The sequence below is a fragment of the Shewanella gelidii genome, from assembly GCF_014647855.1.
In the GTDB taxonomy this organism is placed as follows: Bacteria; Pseudomonadota; Gammaproteobacteria; order Enterobacterales; family Shewanellaceae; genus Shewanella; species Shewanella gelidii.
Map to the genome: position 1 here is coordinate 1 of NZ_BMPZ01000010.1, position 19282 is coordinate 19282.

The 19282-nt window shown below is 45.9% G+C and carries 19 protein-coding genes and 1 pseudogene; 4 read left to right on the plus strand and 16 right to left on the minus strand.

Features of this window, described 5'->3' with window-relative positions:
- The first annotated feature begins 359 nt into the window (after positions 1 to 359).
- Positions 360 to 836, plus strand: a complete 477-nt coding sequence (locus tag IEY18_RS14540) for an RNA recognition motif domain-containing protein (protein ID WP_188922122.1) — start codon at positions 360 to 362, stop codon at positions 834 to 836.
- 21 nt (positions 837 to 857) lie between these two features.
- Here the strand turns inward: IEY18_RS14540 and murI are convergent, their stop codons facing one another.
- Entirely contained in the window at positions 858 to 1658 is an 801-nt protein-coding gene (murI, locus tag IEY18_RS14545; protein WP_188922124.1) for a glutamate racemase, read from the minus strand.
- A 181-nt stretch (positions 1659 to 1839) separates the two neighbouring features.
- Here murI and trmA point away from each other — a divergent pair, with 181 nt between their 5' ends.
- Positions 1840 to 2940, plus strand: a complete 1101-nt coding sequence (gene trmA / locus IEY18_RS14550; protein WP_188922126.1) for a tRNA (uridine(54)-C5)-methyltransferase TrmA — start codon at positions 1840 to 1842, stop codon at positions 2938 to 2940.
- A gap of 63 nt (positions 2941 to 3003) precedes the next feature.
- Here the strand turns inward: trmA and fabR are convergent, their stop codons facing one another.
- Positions 3004 to 3618: an HTH-type transcriptional repressor FabR gene (gene fabR, locus IEY18_RS14555; protein WP_188922128.1), complete on the minus strand. Its 615-nt coding sequence runs from the start codon at positions 3616 to 3618 to the stop codon at positions 3004 to 3006.
- Positions 3619 to 3770: 152 nt separating this feature from the next.
- Here fabR and IEY18_RS14560 point away from each other — a divergent pair, with 152 nt between their 5' ends.
- Positions 3771 to 4877 (plus strand): acyl-CoA desaturase, encoded by a 1107-nt coding sequence (locus IEY18_RS14560; protein ID WP_188922130.1) that lies wholly within the window; start codon positions 3771 to 3773, stop codon positions 4875 to 4877.
- A gap of 139 nt (positions 4878 to 5016) precedes the next feature.
- Here the strand turns inward: IEY18_RS14560 and IEY18_RS14565 are convergent.
- The 3 genes and pseudogenes from IEY18_RS14565 to nudE all read right to left on the minus strand — a co-directional run.
- Positions 5017 to 6258 (minus strand): annotated as a pseudogene (locus tag IEY18_RS14565) (MFS transporter); the annotation flags it as partial.
- Between the two features lie 106 nt (positions 6259 to 6364).
- Positions 6365 to 7174 carry a 3'(2'),5'-bisphosphate nucleotidase CysQ gene (cysQ, locus tag IEY18_RS14570; RefSeq protein ID WP_188922134.1) on the minus strand — a complete coding sequence of 270 codons (810 nt, stop codon included), beginning with the start codon at positions 7172 to 7174 and terminating at the stop codon, positions 6365 to 6367.
- Between the two features lie 78 nt (positions 7175 to 7252).
- The gene (nudE, locus tag IEY18_RS14575; protein WP_188922136.1) at positions 7253 to 7804 is read right to left on the minus strand and encodes an ADP compounds hydrolase NudE; all 552 of its coding nucleotides are present in this window, start codon (positions 7802 to 7804) and stop codon (positions 7253 to 7255) included.
- 114 nt (positions 7805 to 7918) lie between these two features.
- On the opposite strand from nudE, the gene yrfG reads away from it, so the two are divergent.
- The gene (yrfG, locus tag IEY18_RS14580; RefSeq protein WP_188922138.1) at positions 7919 to 8590 is read left to right on the plus strand and encodes a GMP/IMP nucleotidase; all 672 of its coding nucleotides are present in this window, start codon (positions 7919 to 7921) and stop codon (positions 8588 to 8590) included.
- A gap of 93 nt (positions 8591 to 8683) precedes the next feature.
- Here the strand turns inward: yrfG and IEY18_RS14585 are convergent, their stop codons facing one another.
- From IEY18_RS14585 to gspD, 11 genes are all read right to left on the minus strand, one after another.
- On the minus strand, positions 8684 to 9445 hold the full coding sequence (locus tag IEY18_RS14585) for a type II secretion system protein N (protein WP_188922140.1): 762 nt from the start codon (positions 9443 to 9445) through the stop codon (positions 8684 to 8686).
- A 12-nt stretch (positions 9446 to 9457) separates the two neighbouring features.
- A complete protein-coding gene (locus IEY18_RS14590; protein ID WP_188922142.1) occupies positions 9458 to 9931 on the minus strand; it encodes a type II secretion system protein M in 474 nt (157 codons plus the stop codon).
- Positions 9924 to 11123, minus strand: coding sequence for a type II secretion system protein GspL (gene gspL / locus IEY18_RS14595; RefSeq protein ID WP_188922144.1), 1200 nt, complete (start codon positions 11121 to 11123; stop codon positions 9924 to 9926). The genes IEY18_RS14590 and gspL overlap by 8 nt, the downstream gene beginning before the upstream one ends.
- A gap of 44 nt (positions 11124 to 11167) precedes the next feature.
- The gene (gene gspK, locus IEY18_RS14600; RefSeq protein WP_373290760.1) at positions 11168 to 12154 is read right to left on the minus strand and encodes a type II secretion system minor pseudopilin GspK; all 987 of its coding nucleotides are present in this window, start codon (positions 12152 to 12154) and stop codon (positions 11168 to 11170) included.
- Positions 12155 to 12159: 5 nt separating this feature from the next.
- Positions 12160 to 12957, minus strand: a complete 798-nt coding sequence (gspJ, locus tag IEY18_RS14605; protein ID WP_188922149.1) for a type II secretion system minor pseudopilin GspJ — start codon at positions 12955 to 12957, stop codon at positions 12160 to 12162.
- Positions 12938 to 13306, minus strand: coding sequence for a type II secretion system minor pseudopilin GspI (gspI, locus tag IEY18_RS14610; protein WP_188922151.1), 369 nt, complete (start codon positions 13304 to 13306; stop codon positions 12938 to 12940). The genes gspJ and gspI overlap by 20 nt, the downstream gene beginning before the upstream one ends.
- The gene (gene gspH / locus IEY18_RS14615; protein WP_188922153.1) at positions 13293 to 13907 is read right to left on the minus strand and encodes a type II secretion system minor pseudopilin GspH; all 615 of its coding nucleotides are present in this window, start codon (positions 13905 to 13907) and stop codon (positions 13293 to 13295) included. Before gspH ends, gspI begins: the two co-directional genes overlap by 14 nt.
- Positions 13870 to 14304 carry a type II secretion system major pseudopilin GspG gene (gspG, locus tag IEY18_RS14620; RefSeq protein ID WP_188922155.1) on the minus strand — a complete coding sequence of 145 codons (435 nt, stop codon included), beginning with the start codon at positions 14302 to 14304 and terminating at the stop codon, positions 13870 to 13872. The genes gspH and gspG overlap by 38 nt, the downstream gene beginning before the upstream one ends.
- Before the next feature lie 65 nt (positions 14305 to 14369).
- Positions 14370 to 15590 (minus strand): type II secretion system inner membrane protein GspF, encoded by a 1221-nt coding sequence (gspF, locus tag IEY18_RS14625; RefSeq protein ID WP_188922157.1) that lies wholly within the window; start codon positions 15588 to 15590, stop codon positions 14370 to 14372.
- A 2-nt stretch (positions 15591 to 15592) separates the two neighbouring features.
- Complete coding sequence (gene gspE / locus IEY18_RS14630; RefSeq protein WP_229779932.1) at positions 15593 to 17161, minus strand: type II secretion system ATPase GspE; 1569 nt, start codon at positions 17159 to 17161, stop codon at positions 15593 to 15595.
- The gene (gspD, locus tag IEY18_RS14635) at positions 17154 to 19274 is read right to left on the minus strand and encodes a type II secretion system secretin GspD (RefSeq protein ID WP_188922159.1); all 2121 of its coding nucleotides are present in this window, start codon (positions 19272 to 19274) and stop codon (positions 17154 to 17156) included. Before gspD ends, gspE begins: the two co-directional genes overlap by 8 nt.
- Positions 19275 to 19282: the final 8 nt, after the last annotated feature.

Here is a 19282-nt window from a genome sequence, read left to right on the forward strand (position 1 = left end):
CTTTCAAAACCTTCTGCACCGATGAATTAACCGAGGCTAATTCTGCGCCCTGACTGGCTTTATCACCTTCTTGCGAAGTTGCTCTGCCGTGTCAGTGGATGCGCATTATAGGGAGATTTTGAAACCACGCAAGGGCTTTTTCAAAGAAAATGTTTGTTGGCGTATTTATTGAGCGTTGCGTTTAAAAAGGGCACGATTTGACTTAGATAACGTATCAAAATCACGCTTTTGTGAGCCAAGACAATGACAAAGGTCATTTTTTCGGCAATAGACTAGTGTAATTATAAATAATTCATTACCATATAGCCTGCTGTTAACAGATATTTATCAATTTTCACATCATATTAGAGAGCATTCTTATGCAAAAGTCATTTGCTATTATTTTGATTGTCGCCGTTATTGGAGCATTTGCGATTTTTCAAATCCCAGCAGTTCCCGCTTACGCTGCATTTATCATCGGCATGGTATTAGCCACACTGGTAATGAGCATGTCATCAACTACTACCGCAACTGCTGCAACTCAAGAGTCAGACGGCCAATATTCAGGTCCAACGATGACCCTTTACGTAGGCAACTTGCCATACCGCGTTCACGAAGGTGAAGTTAAAGCACTATTTGGTGAATATGGCCCAGTAAACTCCGTTCGCTTAGTCAGAGATCGTAAAACAGGCCGCCGGAAAGGATTTGGTTTTGTCGAGATGTCAGAGTCGGGTGCCAAAAAGGCAATGAACAAACTCAATGATTTTAGCTTTCAAGAAAGGACCTTGAAAGTAAGAGAAGCAAAAACACAAGATAATGAGGCGAAAGAAAGGAACACTGCAGCAGCAGTAGACTAATCGCCTTATTATATAAAAGCGTTAGTCGTTGATGAAACTTTGCACACTTGTAAATTCATTCGCGACTAACGTTTTTCTCAAACCGTTTGATAGTTGTTCTGTTGTATACCAAGCACGACACACTCCCACCGCTTCACCAGCTTGCCCTTGAGTCTCATTCGTCTCTGATAACAACGCCTGTACCCTTTTAGCAATTGCCGATCCCGAGTCGAGCAAGGTTACTTGGCCCCCTAAGGTTTGTTGTAGCTCTTCTGCAAGTAGTGGGAAATGGGTACAACCCAGCACCAGTACATCAAGGTTTAATGCCGTTAGCGGTTTTAATATCTCCGCGAAATGGGACATATCCACGTTCTGTCCAGCCATCTTACGTTCTGCCATCAACACTAATTCTGAAGAGCCGATGAGCTCAACCTTACAATCTTGCGCAAACTGTGCGATCAACTCATGGGTATAGGTCCGTCGAATGGTGCCAGGAGTTGCCAACAAACCAATATGTTTAGACTGAGATAGCTGCGCGGCCGGCTTAATCGCTGGCACCACCCCCACCACAGGAATAGTAAGCTTTGCTCGAAGTGTTTCTAGCACCAACGTGCTTGCGGTATTACAGGCAATGACAACTAAAGCGGCATCGACTCGTTGCACTGCCTTAACGACCAACTCAACACACCCTTGAATCAACACGGGTTCATCAAGCTCGCCATAGGGCAGCCGCGCGTTATCAAATAGATAGCAGTAGTCCAAATCTGGTCGCTGTTGCCTGATTTCTTGCAACACAGAGAGCCCCCCCATGCCAGAATCAAATATCAAAATCGGTTTGGGCAACGCACCTCTCCTGTAACAACAGCAAACATCAATCGGGATGCAATTTTCACATAGGCCTCAGTAAAGCGCAAAGGTTCGCAACTGATCCGTTCTCAATTTTCTATAAATGAGCAGTGCTATACAACATAGCTACACTTGGTATAATCGCGCACCTAGTAATATCAGCGGACAATATAAGACGATGCATTTAGCAGCAATGGATCCCCAAAGCTATGATCAGCAGCTGGCTGAAAAACAAGAAAAGTTAAAAAACCTGTTTCAGGCTTTTACTGTACCAGAGCTGGAAGTGTTTAGTTCAGAGCCCGCCAACTACCGTATGCGAGCGGAGTTCAGAACCTGGCATGATGGGGATGATCTTTACTATTACATGTTTGATAAAGTGCTTAATGACAAAGTTCGCTGTGAACAGTTTTTACCTGCGAGTGCACTGATTAATCGGATGATGCCTATCCTGATGGAGGCGCTGCGCCCTAATCCAGTGCTTCGACACAAGCTATTTCAGGTCGATTTTCTATCAACGCTTAGTGGTGAAATTTTGATTTCGCTGCTTTATCACCGCCAACTCGATGAAGAGTGGCAGCAACATGCGCGACAACTCAAAGCAGAGCTTGGCAAGCAATTCAAAGTCAATATCATTGGGCGAGCACGCAAGCAGAAATTTGTCATCGATCAAGACTATGTGATCGAGACAATTCCAGTTGCTGGTAAAGAACTCATTTATCAACAAGTCGAAAATAGCTTCACCCAACCCAATGGCAAAGTTTCAATTAAAATGCTCGAGTGGGCCATTGACGCAACGAAGAATAGCAGTGGCGACTTATTGGAACTGTATTGCGGTAATGGCAATTTCTCTATTGCGCTAGCGCAAAACTTTAATCGCGTGTTAGCAACCGAACTTGCTAAACCATCAGTGGAATCTGCTCAATATAATATCCAAGCGAATCATGCCGATAATGTGCAAATCATTCGCATGTCTGCTGAAGATTTTACCGATGCCATGGCTAAAAAACGCAGTTATCGCCGGCTCGAAGGTATTGATTTAGATAGCTATCAATGCAACACCATTTTTGTCGATCCCCCGCGCGCAGGCCTTGACTCGAATACCGTCAAGCTCGTCCAAGGTTATGAACGAATTCTGTATATTTCATGTAACCCGCATACTCTTGTCGACAATTTAAATGAGCTAACAAAGACGCACGATATAACGCGACTCGCTTTATTTGATCAATTCCCATATACCGACCATATGGAAAGCGGCGTTTTACTAGAAAGACGTTCGTAATCTCAACATACATCGCTACAAAAAAAGGGCCGCAAGGCCCTTTTTTGATTCTGTTTTTTTCGACTAGCGATTATCTTGCTTTTCTTGGATAACTTCGGCACCTTTGGCAATCATACGCAGCTGAATGACTAACCGTTCCGCTAGCGCTTTACGATCGGCTCGTTTCATATCCAAGGCAGCTGCGCCCGCATTAAAGACCAAAGTAACGAGAGCCTCAGCTTGAGCTCGTGCTAAATCATGACTTCGGTTAGTTGTGGTTTCCGTATAATGAACTAGCTCGGAAATAAAATGTTCAATCTCTCTCGCGACTGCGCCTCGAAATGGTGCTGATGTCCCCGAACGCTCATGCAACAAAATTCTGAACACATTGGGATTGGAATCCAACACTTCCATAAAAGTTTCAACTGAAATGCGGATCAAACTACCACCGGCTTCCGCGCGTTGACGACCTTTACGCATCATCTGACGCAATGTGAGGCCACCTTCATCGACCATCGTCAGCCCCAATTCATTCATATCTTTGAAATGGCGATAAAAAGACGTTGGCGCTATATTTGCCTCACGGGCAACTTCTCTGAGGCTCAGGCTAGAAAAACTTCGTTCAGCACTTAACTGATTGAAAGCAGCGTCGACTAACGCCCGCCTTGTTTTTTCTTTTTGCTGTGCTCGAATGCCCATGTTTTACCCGCTAACTAAATGTAATCAGAGAATAATACATTTTTTTACGGCAAAACACAGCCCCCGCCAATGCCGACTCTGACTTGACCCAGATCAAAATTAACGCTAGATTAGCTTACAGATGTACGCTCAAATATTGTTGGAAAAACTCTATGAAAAAACCACCGATCATCTGGACCAACGCCCTCCTTTTCGCACTAACCCTTTCGGCAACGATAATTTTAATCCCTTACAGAGAAATATCCCATGGTTTTGAGCTCATAGAATGGATTACTTTTGTCGTCTTGGCATTCGCGAGCGGTCTCTCTATTACTGCGGGTTATCATAGGCTTTGGTCCCATAAAACATACAAAGCACACTGGAGTGCTCGCTTTGTTTTTGCGCTCGGTGGGGCACTGGCTTTACAAAATAGCGCTCTTCATTGGTCGTCGGATCATCGGGTACATCATAAACATGTCGATGACAACGAAAAGGACCCCTATTCAGCTAACATGGGTTTTTGGTACAGCCACATAGGTTGGATGCTCCGTGAGTACCATGCTCATCGGTATCATGATTATAAGAACGTACGCGATTTACAAAATGACAAGATTGTGATGTGGCAACACCATCATTATTTAACGCTCGCACTGCTTATGAACATTGGCTTGCCGATTTTCCTAGGTTGGCTCAATGGCGATATCGCTTCCATGCTATTAATGGCGGGTCTATTACGACTCGTTGTGGTCCACCATTGTACCTTTTTCATTAATTCTCTTGCGCATATATGGGGCAGCCAACCCTATACAGACAAAAATACCGCACGCGATAACGGTTTCCTCGCACTACTCACTTATGGCGAGGGTTACCACAACTTCCATCATATCTTCGAAAATGATTATCGAAATGGAATCAAATGGTGGCATTACGACCCAACCAAATGGCTCATTAACTTACTGGCTTGGTGCCGTCTTGCACATGGTTTACGCGTGAGCCCCCAAGAGCGTATCGATACCGCTGCGCTACAAATGCAACTCAAGCGCACGCAAAATAACGTGGCTCGATTGCAGAATGCTGATGAACTATTGGACAAATTACAGTCAGAATATGAAGAACTGAAAACACACTTGAACGCCTACTATCACGCTAAGAAGCAACTATTAGACGCAAAAAAGAAACAACTCATGGTGAAAGATTTATCGGGTAAGGTGAAAGAGCTCAAATTAAAACTACTTGAACAGCAAAAACAATGGAAGTTGCTCACCCAAGCTTACGCTTAACCGTGTGAAGGATTTGGTCGATTGAGGTGCGAGTAAGGAAAGCAAACACGAGCACTTCTTTTGACACCCATAGCAGCAATACAAGCATAAAAGCTTACGAAGCATTCAGCTGACTCGAAAGTATATCGAAATGCTTAGCAACATATAAAACGGTCACAACATTCAATACTGAAGTGGCCAAAAATAACTGTGGGATAGAGCTTTGAAGAAGGCTTAGTAGCACCATCGCAAAAATAGCTGAAACCACCATAAACAGCGCATTGATGATATTGTTCGCCGCAATTAATTGGGCACACCTCCCTTTGGGAGCAGTTGCCTGAATAAATGAATACAATGGCACAATAAATAGACCGCCACTGACCCCGATCATAAACAAATCAAACATCAGACGATACTGGGATGGCTGCATAATAAATTCGGCAGCATCCATGAAAGGAGCTTGAGAAGCGGCTATAACTGGGTCTCGCAGCGCAAAATCACAGCCAAACAAACTTAACCCCAAGCCACCCCAAAAAATTAAGGTTAATTTGACCTGCCCTCGAGAGAGCCGCTCACACAACATAGATCCAATGCCGATCCCCAATGAAAAAAGAGCCAATAGCAAAGACACCACGGTTGGCCCAGACTGCAAATGTAACTTGGTGTAATTAGCGAACTGGGTCAGATAGGTTGCCCCCAAAAACCAAAACCAACTAATTGCGAGAATAGCGACCCAAGTCGCGGGCAGGGTTCTCGCTTGTTGTACAGTCCGCAACAATCCATGAAAGGGTGCAAATTTTACTTTGGCAATTGAGCCATGAATCGGCGTTGCCGGAATCTGTCGGCTGGCCATGTAACCAGCCAGCGCCAGCAAAACAATCATCGCTGCTGGCAAGGTTGCCCCGGCTTGCTGCGAAACCAACAACCCCGCCCAAAGCGTGCCCATTAATATGGCAATGAATGTTCCCATTTCTACCCACGCATTACCTTTCACCAGTTCATTGGGAAGTAGAGCTTGCGGTAACAATGAATATTTAACTGGGCCAAAATAGGCAGATTGACATCCAGTAAAAAAAAGTAACAACAGCATAAATAGGTACTGTTGAGAAAGTATTGCTGCGGCAGCAAGACTCATAATAATGAGTTCAAGTAATTTCAGGTGACGAATAAGCCGTGACTTATCAACATTGTCTGCTAATAAACCGGCGTGTGCAGAAAAAAGAAAAAATGGAAGAATAAATAAGCCGGCCGCTAAGTTGACAAACAAATGGCTACTGATCGGTAAAGCGTCAACTTGGCTGAACGCGACCAATAATAAAATCACGTTCTTATACAGATTGTCGTTGAGCGCGCCCAAAAATTGCGTCACAAAATAAGGCAAAAAGCGTTTTTGATTTAGCAATGAGCCATCCATATTTCAATCTGCCGACCAGAACCCAAGATTTACAGGATAAACACTGTTCTTGTTGGCGCTCAAAGAAGATGAAGTGAGCACCACCTTCTTATCATTAAGGCGTTAAGATTCTATCCCACGCGAGGTTTGGTGCCCCAACAACAATAAAATTAGGATTTTCTAAACTTTCTCGCTCATTGTAGGTCAGTGGTTGTAATTGGAGATCCATCAACTGGCCACCCGCCTCTTCGATAATAATCTGAGCTGCGCCCGTATCCCACTCTCCGGTCGGACCGACACGGACATAGCAATCCGCTTTTCCTTCGGCAACTAAACAGCTTTTGAGGGCCGCGCCGCCGAGCACAACCATCTCGGTTTGTAGCGTTGAGTCCAGCATCGTCAAGATTGTTTGTGGGTCTTGGCGTCGACTAACCGCAAGACGGATTGGCTCAGGTTTATCATTGGTCATTGGGCGGCTACAAATACGGGTTTCACCCGATGCATCACGCTTATATGCACCTAAGCCGGCAATTGCGTAATAGCATGTCTCTGACATCGGCGCATAGACAATCCCCATAATCGGTCGATTATGCTCAACCAACGCAACAATAACCGAGAAATCACCACTGCCAGCGATAAATTCGCCGGTTCCATCTAAAGGGTCCACCAACCAATATTTGGACCAACCTTCTCTATCCTTTAAAGGGATGTCGGCGGCTTCTTCGGACAGCACGGGAATGTCAGGCGTTAGTGCCTGAAGTTGCGAAGTAATAATTTGATGAGCAGCTAAATCCGCTGAAGTGACTGGGGTATTATCAGATTTAATTTCGCGCTCAAAGCTACCCTGTTGGTAAATCGAGCGGATTTCCTGTCCCGCAGTGGTCGCAATGGCGATGGCGGCTTCAACTAACTCTTCAGGCTTCATAACTACTCCTACTGCCAATACTCTTCAAAAATCACACGAGGCTTACTTCTTTAACGCGGTTGCAGTAAAAGGTAGGCACTACTTAATGTTTAGATGTTTTTGCGCTAAAAACAAGGCGCTGACACTTCTTGACTCGGAAAAATCATCTTCATCAAGCAGCTCACTCCATGCGCTCAGCGGCCATTTCACCACTTGAATAGGTTCGGGTTCATCTCCCTCAAGCCAGCTATCTCTCAAATCTTCTGCCAAGAAAATTTGCATCTTGCTTGCAAAATACCCAGGAGCCAAACTGACCTCTTTCAATAACGTCAGACGACCCGCGGCGTAACCAATCTCTTCTTGAAGCTCTCGGTTTGCTGCTTGAGCAGGCGTTTCCCCCTCATCAATCAGCCCTTTAGGGAAGCCCACTTCATAATTGTGGGTACCCGCAGCATACTCTTTAGCAAGTAATAGTTGGTCACCTAATACCGGAACTATCATCACAGCACCTCGGTTATTACCAGCCATGCGCTCATACACTCGCTCTTGCTCATTTGAAAACTTCAGATGCACTTGCTCAATTTTAAATAACCGGCTTTGAGCAACTATTTCTGTATGTATGATTTGCGGCTTTTGTGGCCGAGACTTCATAGCTACCTCTAGCTGATTTGATGCTTCACTAAACTATATCTTAACTTGTGAGACAAATAACAGATTATTTCGCTAAACTATGCGGGCTTTTTTCGCTTTACAACGGATAAACTTATGTTTCCATGGCATCAAATTGACACATTACTGCTAGATATGGACGGGACCCTGCTCGATCTGCACTTTGATAACCACTTTTGGCTCCATATCGTGCCACAGCAATTGAGCCAACAAAAATCCATATCTCGCCAAGCTGCTCAACAACTGGTAGAGCAGGCTTATTCGCAGGTAGAGGGCACCTTAGACTGGTACTGCTTAGATTACTGGCAACAACAACTTGGGCTCGATGTTTTAGCTTTGCATCAAACCATTGTTGAACGAATTCAGCTGAGACAGGACAGCATGCCGTTTTTAAAGGCTCTCAAACAGGCGAACAAGCAACGAATTTTAGTCACCAATGCCCATCCTAAAAGTTTATCGCTGAAGCTTGAACACACGGGAATGGCCACAGAGCTTGATCAAGTGCTCTCCAGTCACGAAACTGGCTTTGCAAAAGAACATCCACAGTTTTGGACCCATCTATTCGAGCGTTATCAGCTGCAGCCAGAACGTTGTTTATTTGTTGATGACAATGAGACCATTCTCAAAGCCGCCCAATTAGCAGGTGTAGGATACCAGCTAGGGATATCTAATCCCGATAGTCTAAAACCCCATCAACAATTTGCTGACTTCCCGGCAACCAATGACTACCACTTACTTTTAGATGACCTATTGCAGGCAAGCACTTAACGACAGCGACAAATACATGCCACACAAAAAAGCCTAAGCATTGTGCCTAGGCTTCGTCGACATTGATGACAAGACACTCTCCATCAACCCAAGTTAAAACCTTGGAATAACCCCGTTATAACGTAATGGATAGTAACCTTCTGCATCCGGTTGCCCTAGGAACCCTAGTGCATTTCGTAGATCATCTGGCTGACTATCTGTGGGCTTAATCTTAGCCATCACTTGCAAGCGGTTGCGCTCACCAACAATAATGTCACCAGCAAGATCTATGCTATTTTTAGTCTCATCCGTGGTGAGCTTGATTTGCCCGTTATCGCAACTGAGCCCGAACTCCACGTTGCCAATTGGATATTCTCCAAATTGGTTCGTCACTTGCGTCTGATTCATAAACAATTTACCAGAAAGCGTCTCACACCAAGGTTTTCCCTGACTCCCTTCTGGGATAACCAAACTGATATCACCCTGGGTTTTCGTTCTAAATGGTAAGCGTGTGTTGGCCAATAAAAAGCCGTGGGGAGCATCAAATTGCAACTGCTCAACTTGCGCACCCGCAGGGCTGAGCATCAACTTCGCCTTCCCACTGACGGGCGTAGAACGATTGCCAATCATGACATCAAGCTCGAGAGTTCCCGTAAACAAAGCCATGGGTCGAATACTCCAGCTCACTTGCTCTAGGCGACGCGGACCAACCTTGACCAGTTCACTTTGCCCCTGCCATATTGTTCCCGTAACCTGTGAAACTTGTAGCTGTGACGGCAGAGGCGCCAACGCGAGAACAACTTTGGCTGGCATCAGAACCAGCATAAAGGCCGCATAAATAACGACCGCGACCATAATCTTTTTAATCAAACCCACAAATACGCCTTTTTACTGCGACAACTGAATACGTCTAACTTTCACTAAACCTGGTTGCTCAGTTTCAGATAAATCAATGCTATCTAACGACAGCCCCTTTAACTGTACTAAATCGTTAAGATAGTTCATTAGTGCTTGAAATGGCACTTCATCCATCCAAATCTGGATCTTGTTGTTCTGAGGCTGCATTCGCGTGATAACAAGACCGTATTTCGCCGCAGTTTGGTTTGCTGCAGCACTTAAACTACCGCGATAAGTTTTACTTCCCCCTTGCTTTAAGCTCACAATTTTATTCACGAGCCCTTTCACTTTACTAAGGGTTTGCTGTTGTGCCTCTACTTTTGCAATGCTTTGCTTTTCAGCGTCATTGATAGGTGCCCACACCCCCCAATAAATCACCGCAATCACCACAAAAACACCCGCGACAGAAACAAGTTGTTGCTCTCGAGGTAATAGGCCTTGCCACCAATCACGCAAACTATCCATGCGATTTAGTCCTCAAGGTTAACGTGCCCGTGACTTTCCCGTCACTACTATTCATCGCACCGGCATCGACTTTAAACTGGCCGGAAATCGCTTCTTTAAATTGCTCGATTTGCGCATAAGTTGTCGCGGTCACTTGCATACGCAGCTCTCCACGATTGCCATCAAATCGTAAGCTATTCGGTTTCAATGCCGGTACTTTTGCAAAAGCACCTTTCAACTGTTGTAACATCGCGAAGAACTCATTGCCGCCCCCTTGACCTTGCAACTTTTTAAGCTGGTTGCGTAATTGGCCGGGGATCAAATTGGCATGAACACCGCTGCCCGGCTTGAGCTGGCGGTATACCTCTTGAGTTTGCTGCTGCAGTGCAGAAATTTGCGCCTCAGCTCGATAGATATTGATCCCTTTATCAATCAGCAACAAAACAAATGCCACCACAAAAACCAGAACGGCGTTACGCCATAGGCTTAGAGACTGACCATATTCTTTTTGTGGCTTAAACATCCCGCTAAGCAAATTAATCGGCGCTTGAGCAACACCTTTGGCTAACACCAGCATCGGCATTTCAAGTTGTTGCGGTGTGCTCTTTAACCCTGGAAACTCTAACTCGGTATAGGTAGCCACAGATAAATGGTCACCACTAGCATTCAGTTGTGGCAAGGCTAAATGAAGCCATTGCGGGCTATAACTTTGGCCACTTGCTTGTCCTGTTCGGATCAGAGTCTCCTGACCAAAGCGCATGGCCGCCCAATCACAACCGTGTAGCGGAAGGGCAAGGCTGTCAGGAATAAAGCTACGCGCTGTAATGCCGGCCTCGTTCAACCACTCAAGCCACATCATCATTTGCTCATTTGCCACGGCAGCGACACTGACGCGCTCACCGTCCCGAGGACCAACCACAAAATGCATTTCATCGACATTGTCGATGATGGACTCTTCAAGCATGAATGGCAGCGCTTTGAGTGCTTTTTGCTGACCTTTCTCGGGCAAGTCTATTGTCGTGAGGGTGACGGCTGCTGATGGCACCAAAATATCAACAGGGCGATAAGCAGCACGATCTTGTAACCCCACTAATTCTGATGCGTTTGCAAGCTCACCCGAAGCAATCACTTCTTGCTCTTGCTCCGACCAAACTAACCATTGGCAACTTGCTTCAGGCACTTTGCCTAAGCGGATATATAGCCTTTCGCTCACTGTCATTCTCCAAGGCTTCGGTGCATAACAACACCGACACTATGCTATTGCTGGCCACCGTATTGGCGACTAATAACATCCATATAATTTTTTTGACCACGCTTTAAAACGCTGTCGAGTTTAAAAACTGCGGTGTCGACTTTAGCGCCACCTTGCAAATAAAAATACTCACTAGTAACTTCAAAGCTCGACTTTTGTGCTTCCGGCAAGTTGATCGAACCTAATGCACGATTTGCCCAGAAGTCTGCAATATCACTATAACCATCACCGGGTCTATCTGCGATCATACTCTCTGCTTCAGCCACTGAGATGTTATTGCTGAGCATTGCGCTTAAGAGTGCAGCATGTTCAGCCTCAACGGTATTGACATTCAATACCTGTCTATCTTCTCCTGGAATCGCGCATATATAAGGTGCTAACCTTTGGTAAACGGCTTGGTTATATCCAAGTACGGCCCGCAATTCGCTCTTATGATTCATCAAAGTATTCGCTGCTCGATAGGGGGCTTGGCGAGACTCATACTCCGCATCTTCGGCCCCTAAAGCACCCGCAATTGCGTCTTCATCTAAATAATCCTTCAACGTATGAGTTAGCCGTTCTGCGACAAACTCATCCATGCCTAAAGCAACAAGTAGCGCTTGATATTGCTGGCCTGCCGTTGATAACACCGGCTGACCACTTGTACCTTTTTCCATCGGAGCAGACACTGCATTGATGTTAAAACAGGCTCGCATATCGTAAATTTTTCCCGCAATTTGGCCACCTTCGACCGGAAAAACCACATCTGCCTGCGCCCAGTATTGTTGCCGATGTACTGAGTCACTTGAATCATCAAGATCTTGCTTCAAAACTTGCTTCGCCAACTCTTCAGCAGAAAGAGCATACCAGTAAGCTTGATCATATTGGGCCAAATTGAGTGTACGCCGGATAGACAATTGGTTACGACCCGTAATATTGGTGGCAATCACAGCTATGACCGCCACAAACAACAACACGACAATAAGCGCGACGCCCCGTTGGCGTGTAGGCATCTTCATTACCCACCACGCTCAGTATTCTTACTGCCCGAATTATTACCTGAATTATTACCTGAATTATTACCTGAATTATTACCTGAATTATTGCCCGAATTATTGCCCGAATTATTGCCCGAATTATTGCCCGAATTATTGCCTGAACCATTATTCCCTGAGCCACCATTCGAACCTTGGTTATCTTTTAACAATTGCCCTTTAGACAATAAAAAACGACGCTCTATTTTTCCTAGCCCTTCAACCTCGACTGCCATCGCAATGGCTTCTGGCAGAGTGGTATTCTCAGTTTTTCGTTGCCATTTGCCTTCTCGATAAAAGGAGTATTGCACCGAGATGACATTGTCAATTATGACTGTTTTCAATGGTTCTGCGCCCACTTCGGGCTCTGGATACGGAAAATACCATCGCTCTAAACGCCCTTCTTCGACGACATAGGCAACCGATTGCAGACTGCCTCTGGGCAATATACCATTCGGGTTTAACCAGCCAAGTCGATAAAAAACAATGGCTTCGGTTTCTGAGCCCAGTAAATTCTCACCGGTTTGAAACACACTCGAGCCTCTCCCGCCCTCGAGTAACCGCGGCGTGCGAGCAACCATTTGCCCAAAATCTCGCTCTAGAACGCCAAAACCTTGCTGTAATCCTTTCAGTCGCTTAGAAAACTTCTGCGTGGTTTCATCGCTATAGAACACCGTAGTTAAAACAGCATTCGAGGCCAAACCCAGCAAAGTAAAGATAGCCGTGGCAATCAGCATTTCTAGCAGGGTGAACCCGCGCTGTTTATTCTGTTTTGAGCACATAGCTATTTAACTTGGTGATGATTCGGTTATAGCGATCATCTTTGCTAACACTAATCCGAATCATACGAAAACTATCGTCAGTGGTTTTTACCACCTCTTTGCGCCAATACCAATCTTTACCGGCGAGCTCCACTCGGCCTTCTTTTTTACCAATGGCAGGAAAGCCTTTTTCCAACTTTGCATTGACCATTTCATTGCTCGCGACCCACTGCGCCAAAGTTCGTTCTTCTAAAATGGGCATATTCGCCATTTGCTCACCAAGACTTTTAGTGACGGCAACACCGGCAATTGAAAACACAACCAATGCAACCAACACTTCAAGCAGAGTCATCCCTTTAGCGATGGTCATCCGGTCTCCCTAGACTTAACTGTCCTAGTGCTGAGCCAACAACAAGCGCTTCTACTGATTCTCCTTGCTGATTCTGACTTGAAAAAGCAAGTTCAAATGCGCTCATTTCGCCACTGGGAAACAGGAAGATTTCAGGCTCCTTCACCTCGTTTTCAAGCTCAGTTTCAGCTTCAATAAATGGCTCATCAAACCAAGACTCATCCTCTTCATCTTCTTGTGTCAGAGGTAAACCTTCAATGACCAGTTGCAACGTGACATCTTCTGGCATTTGTCTTTCAGATAGTAGGCGGTCATCTGCAATGGTTTGCCATTTGTCATCATCAAAATAAACAAATTGGTATTGGTCTTCTTTAACCATGATGCCAAGAAACTGGCCACTTAAAATGGTTTCATCCAAAACAAGCTCTGTGGCGGCCATAAATTGCAGTGCCAGCTTATCTAGATCTTGTTGTTTGTTTGAATTCCCCATGGTTAAGGTTACCGCAGCCGCCGCGAGCCCCATCAGTAATGCCACTAACAGGACTTCGAGTAGCGTGAATCCGCAGCTATTTTTGCGTGTCATCTTACTGGTAATTCTGGAGGTTCCAGTTACCGATATCATCTTCATTACCCGGCTGACCGTCAGGGCCAGGGCTAAACACATCTAGCTTACCGTTTTCACCAGGGCTTAATAACAAGTAGTCATTGCGCCACGGATCTTGTGGTAAACGCTTTACATAGCCATCCTCACGATAGTTACGTGGTTCTGGTGAAATAGTCGGCTTCTCAACCAATGCCTGCAGTCCCTGCTCTGTTGTCGGATATACACCGTTTTCCAGTTTATACATGTCCAAAGAAGCTTCTAACGCCACAATATCCGATACCGCCTTTTGCTGATCGGCTTTATCTTTGTTTCCCATTAAGTTTGGCACCACCATGGAAGCAAGAATACCCAAAATCACAATCACCACCATGACTTCAAGTAAGGTGAAACCCTTTTGTCTTTGACTCAACTGCATGTACAACATCCTCCTAGGAATTCTTAAATCGGTTGCCCATTGCTGGCAATCAGCCAGCAACGACTTTATCCACTAATCAAATTATTCAGCGCTAAAATTGGCTGCAAAATTGCCATCACAATAAACAGCACTACCCCCGCCATACTCACCACGAGTACAGGCTCAAATACACCAAGAGCAAGGTTAATATTGGCTTCAAACTCACGGTCCTGATTGTCGGCGGCTCGCTCTAACATCTGTTCCAACTCACCGCTTTTTTCCCCCGATGCAATCATATAGAGCATCATGGGTGGGAAGAGCTTGGTATTGGTCAACGCTGCGCCTAAACTTGTCCCTTCTCGAACCCGAGTGGTTGCCTCTTCGACCGCAGCTTTCACTTTAACGTTCATTAAAACTTCACTGGCAATACGCATCCCATCAACCAGCGGCACTGCACTGGCCGATAAAATACTTAATGTTCGCGCAAATCGCGCTGTATTCAGTCCGCGACTCACCCGGCCGATAACGGGCAATTGCAACAGTAAAGTGTGGTACTTCATTTTGAAGCCATCATTACGCAACAACTGCTGAAAGCCGATAAATATCAACGCAATCACGCCGAGTAAAATAAGACCATAATTTTGGACGAAATCTGACGCAGCAATCAAAAATTGTGTTGTTGCCGGTAACTCTTGCCCCATATGTTCAAACTGCCCGACGACTTTAGGTACAACTGCGGCCAGTAGAACCCCGATCACACCAATCGCCACCGTGGTCAGCATGGTGGGATAAATCATCGCTTGGGTTAACTTTGTTTTTAGCTGTTGGCGACGTTCGGTATAGTCTGCAAGGCGGTTTAATACCACCTCCAAATGACCGGATTTCTCGCCTGAAGCGACCATGGCGCGATACAGCTCGTCAAAGACATGGGGAAACTCAGCCATCGAATCAGCAAGGGTATAACCTTCGACGACGCGGGAGCGCACTGCCATCACCATACTGGCAAGGCGATCTTTTTCGCACTGCTGGCCAACGGCCTTTAATGCTTCTTCAATTGGTAAGCCAGCGGCTACGAGCGTCGCAATTTGGCGAGTGATCAGCGCTAACTCGGCAACTGAGATACCACGCTTAAATGAAAAACCGGCTCTAGCAGCCTTGGACTCTTTCTCGGTCACCGGCTCAATTTCAAGCGGCATCATTTTTTGGTCACGCAGCAGGCCTCGAGCGTGGCGGGCAGTATCCGCCTCAATCACGCCTTTGAGCTGTTTGCCTTGACGATTCAGCGCTTTGTATTCAAATGCCGGCATGTTTATTCCTCACGCGTTACGCGCAAGACTTCTTCGAGCGTTGTGAGCCCAAGAAGGACTTTTTCCATACCATCGTGGCGTATTCCAGGACTGATTTGGCGAACATGTTTTTCAATCGCCAACTCGCCTCGGCCTCCATGAATAAGCTCTTTCACGTGGTCATCAACCACTAGCAGTTCATGGATACCTGTTCGACCGCGATACCCATTGTGACCACATGCTTTACAGCCTTTGGCGCGATAAATAACCCGCTGATCCGACGCTTGCATTCCTAACAGCTCACGCTCTCGCACATCAGGAACATGCTCGATTTTGCAGTCACTACACAAGGTTCGAATGAGTCGCTGGGCTAAAACTCCAAGTAAACTCGATGAAACCAAAAATGGCTCAACGCCCATATCTTGCAGACGCGTTATGGCACCAGATGCCGTATTGGTATGCAAAGTCGAAATAACTAAGTGACCGGTTAACGAAGCCTGCACTGCGATTTGTGCGGTTTCTAGATCTCGAATTTCACCAATCATCACCACATCGGGATCTTGACGCAAAATTGCTCGTAAGCCACGAGCAAAGGTCATGTCCACTTTCGTATTCACTTGGGTTTGACCAATCCCTTCAAGCTCATATTCAATCGGATCTTCAACAGTAAGAATATTGGTATCTTTTGCGTTAATTTCGGTCAGACCCGCATAGAGGGTGGTACTTTTACCAGAGCCTGTCGGACCGGTCACCAAAATAATCCCATGGGGCTTACGGATTAATTCATCAAATTGCTGCTGCACACTCGCTGTCATACCCAGCTGTGCTAAATCTAAGTTGCCGGCATTTTTATCTAACAGGCGTAACACCACACGCTCACCATGACTCGACGGCATCGTCGATACACGCACATCAACAGCACGACCACCAATTCGTAAAGAAATCCGGCCATCTTGCGGCACCCGTTTTTCAGCGATATCGAGCCTTGCCATGACCTTAATGCGCGACACGAGCAGTGAAGAGAGTTTCCGATTTGGTTTTAAAACTTCTTTTAGCACGCCATCAACCCGAAAACGAACAACCAGCTGTTTTTCATAGGTTTCGACATGAATATCCGAAGCTTCTTCCTTAATCGCTTCTGAGAGCAGCGCATTGATTAACTTGATGATCGGAGCATCATCATCCCCCTCAAGCAGATCTTCGGTTTGAGGAAGCTCTTCTGCTAGGGTGAATAAATCCATCTCGTTGCCAATATCTTCCATCAACTGCTGTGCTTCTGAAGAGTTTGCTTGATATACCTGAGTCAATTTGGCCTCAAATACATCCGCTGGGATTTTCTCTAACACAAGCTCTTTGACGGCATAGCGTCGCACTTCCAGCATTGCCTCAAGTGGGGTGCTGTCGGTGTAATAAAGGGTCAATTGATCATGTTCAGTTGCCAAGGCCAAACTATGTCGGTGAGCAAATGCAAACGGCAAACGCTCTTTACTATCTGAGTGAAAGACTTCATCAGCCTCACCTTCTGCAACCATACCAAGGTCACTAGAAACCTTAGCGAGTTCGCTCTCTTCAGCGTGTTGCATCTCACTCATGGGCATTGCTCTGCTTATTGTCTGATAACACCTTGAGCGCAGCTTCTTGCTCCCTCAATGGAGTATCCATCGATTGGCCATCTTGATAGCGTTCTAAAATTTCATTGACTTCCGGAGAGATGAAGCCTTGTTTATCCCACTCTTCAAGAATTGGTACGTCGGTATTTGGCATTAAGTTAATACCGCGATCTTGCTGCTCGAGTTGCAACGCTCGGAAATAATTATATTTGCGCCCAGCAATTCCGTTCATCGTCATGCCATCACGTACAATGGTCGGCTTAATGAATATCATCAAGTTACGTTTGGTCTTTTTGCTTGAAGAGGATTTAAACAGATGCCCAAGGTAAGGGATATCACCCAATAGCGGCACTTTTTGCACACTTTCTTGTACTTCTTCGTTAATTAAACCACCCAAAACAACAATCTGACCGGAATCCGCCATAACGGTTGTCGTTAAGCGACGCGTTGAAAAGCTAATATCAACACCGGTGTTACCATTCACACCAGACACTTCTTGCTCAATCGTAAGCTTAACGGAAGAGCCTTCGTTAATTTGTGGCACCACCTTTAGCTTCACCCCAACCTCTTTACGCTCAACCGTTTGAAATGGGTTGTCATTTCCTGAGCTCGATGTGGAACCGGTAATAATCGGTACTTCATCACCCACAATAAACGACGCTTCTTGGTTATCGAGCGTTGTAATTGAAGGCGTCGCCAACACATTTGAGTTGGTATCGTTCGACACAGCCTGCACTAATGCGTAGAAATCACCGGTTGTGACCCCCCATGCCATGCCGCTCACTTTACCCAATGCTTGCGCGATCAGAGTGTAATCCCCATCAGATGTTGGGTTGGTTACTTCAACGATACTACCGTTGCTATCGGTCGTTTTGACCGTCGTGCCTTCTTCCTCACGTGCCGCCCACACACCGGCACCGACTTCACCAATTGTTGGCCCTAAATTATTAAACTGCGACAATCCACCTGCACCGGTTGCCCATTGCACACCAAAGCCAACATTATCACCCTCTGCAACCTCGACGATTATCGCCTCGACTAACACTTGCGCGCGACGAATATCCAGCTGATTAATGACACTCTCAAGGGTACGCATTTGATCTGGTTCAGCAGATATCACCAAAGCATTGGTGTCGGTATGCGCCATAATATTGATTTCATTGCGTCGTTGCTTGCTAGCGCCTTTGGCTGCAGCAGCACCATCTCCGCCTTCAAGTTTTTGGGCGAAACCTGTGAGCACTTCAACTAAGTCTTCTGCTTTGGCATAACGTAAATAACGAACTTTGGTATTGCCAGTGTTAGCTTGCTCGGCGTCTAACCGTTTAATGAGATTAACTACACGTTGACGACTTTTTTCATCACCACTAACAACAACGGCGTTCATGCGCTCATCAGCCACCACTTTTGGCGCTTTGCCTGCGAACTGCGCTTGATTCGCCGATGCGCGATAAAGTGCGTCCACAATACGAACCATTTCAGAAGCAGATGCAAATTCAAGTGACACCACTTGCACGGCTGTGTCGCCCTGCTTGTCGACGCGACGCACGATTTCCACAAGTTTGTTGGCTACCGATGCGCGACCGGTAATCATCAGTACGTTTGCTTGGTCGTAGTTAACAACGTTCCCGCCACCGGCGTTATCATTGAGCTGACGCAATAAAGGAGCAAGTTGTTTGGCCTCAGTGTTGTATAGCGCAACGACGCGAGTAACCATTTCGTCACCAATTCCTGGCGACTTATCGTCGGCAACGCGAATTGAAGCAGTTTTGGCATCTTTATCTTTGATGACCTTGATAATGTTGTTGTCCATTTCGACAACCGCATAACCATAAACTTGCAACACGTTCTGGAAAAATTGATAGTACTGTTCATCATTCAACAGGTCATAGCTGCGGACATTAATTTTGCCGCGCACCGTAGGGTCAACGATGATCGTACGATTCAGGTTTTTACCAACAATATTGATAAACTCCTGAATATCTGTGCCTTTAAAATTTGCCGCATATTGTTCAGACCAAGCATGCAAAGGGGCAAATATGGCTGCGCCCGCCACGAGCCCAGCAAGTAACTTGCGTCGAATCTTTGTGTTATTCATTGTAAATC

Coding starts and splice junctions, on each gene's coding strand:
- gspH (WP_188922153.1), bottom strand. CDS start 13,907: ATGATATCGGTAACTGGAACCTCCAGAATTACCAGTAAGATGACACGC.
- IEY18_RS14560 (WP_188922130.1), top strand. CDS start 3,771: ATGAAAAAACCACCGATCATCTGGACCAACGCCCTCCTTTTCGCACTA.
- gspI (WP_188922151.1), bottom strand. CDS start 13,306: ATGACCATCGCTAAAGGGATGACTCTGCTTGAAGTGTTGGTTGCATTG.
- IEY18_RS14590 (WP_188922142.1), bottom strand. CDS start 9,931: ATGGATAGTTTGCGTGATTGGTGGCAAGGCCTATTACCTCGAGAGCAA.
- fabR (WP_188922128.1), bottom strand. CDS start 3,618: ATGGGCATTCGAGCACAGCAAAAAGAAAAAACAAGGCGGGCGTTAGTC.
- gspD (WP_188922159.1), bottom strand. CDS start 19,274: ATGAATAACACAAAGATTCGACGCAAGTTACTTGCTGGGCTCGTGGCG.
- gspJ (WP_188922149.1), bottom strand. CDS start 12,957: ATGTGCTCAAAACAGAATAAACAGCGCGGGTTCACCCTGCTAGAAATG.
- gspK (WP_373290760.1), bottom strand. CDS start 12,154: ATGCCTACACGCCAACGGGGCGTCGCGCTTATTGTCGTGTTGTTGTTT.
- gspE (WP_229779932.1), bottom strand. CDS start 17,161: ATGAGTGAGATGCAACACGCTGAAGAGAGCGAACTCGCTAAGGTTTCT.
- nudE (WP_188922136.1), bottom strand. CDS start 7,804: ATGAAGTCTCGGCCACAAAAGCCGCAAATCATACATACAGAAATAGTT.
- IEY18_RS14540 (WP_188922122.1), top strand. CDS start 360: ATGCAAAAGTCATTTGCTATTATTTTGATTGTCGCCGTTATTGGAGCA.
- gspF (WP_188922157.1), bottom strand. CDS start 15,590: ATGCCGGCATTTGAATACAAAGCGCTGAATCGTCAAGGCAAACAGCTC.
- yrfG (WP_188922138.1), top strand. CDS start 7,919: ATGTTTCCATGGCATCAAATTGACACATTACTGCTAGATATGGACGGG.
- gspG (WP_188922155.1), bottom strand. CDS start 14,304: ATGCAGTTGAGTCAAAGACAAAAGGGTTTCACCTTACTTGAAGTCATG.
- trmA (WP_188922126.1), top strand. CDS start 1,840: ATGCATTTAGCAGCAATGGATCCCCAAAGCTATGATCAGCAGCTGGCT.
- cysQ (WP_188922134.1), bottom strand. CDS start 7,174: ATGAAGCCTGAAGAGTTAGTTGAAGCCGCCATCGCCATTGCGACCACT.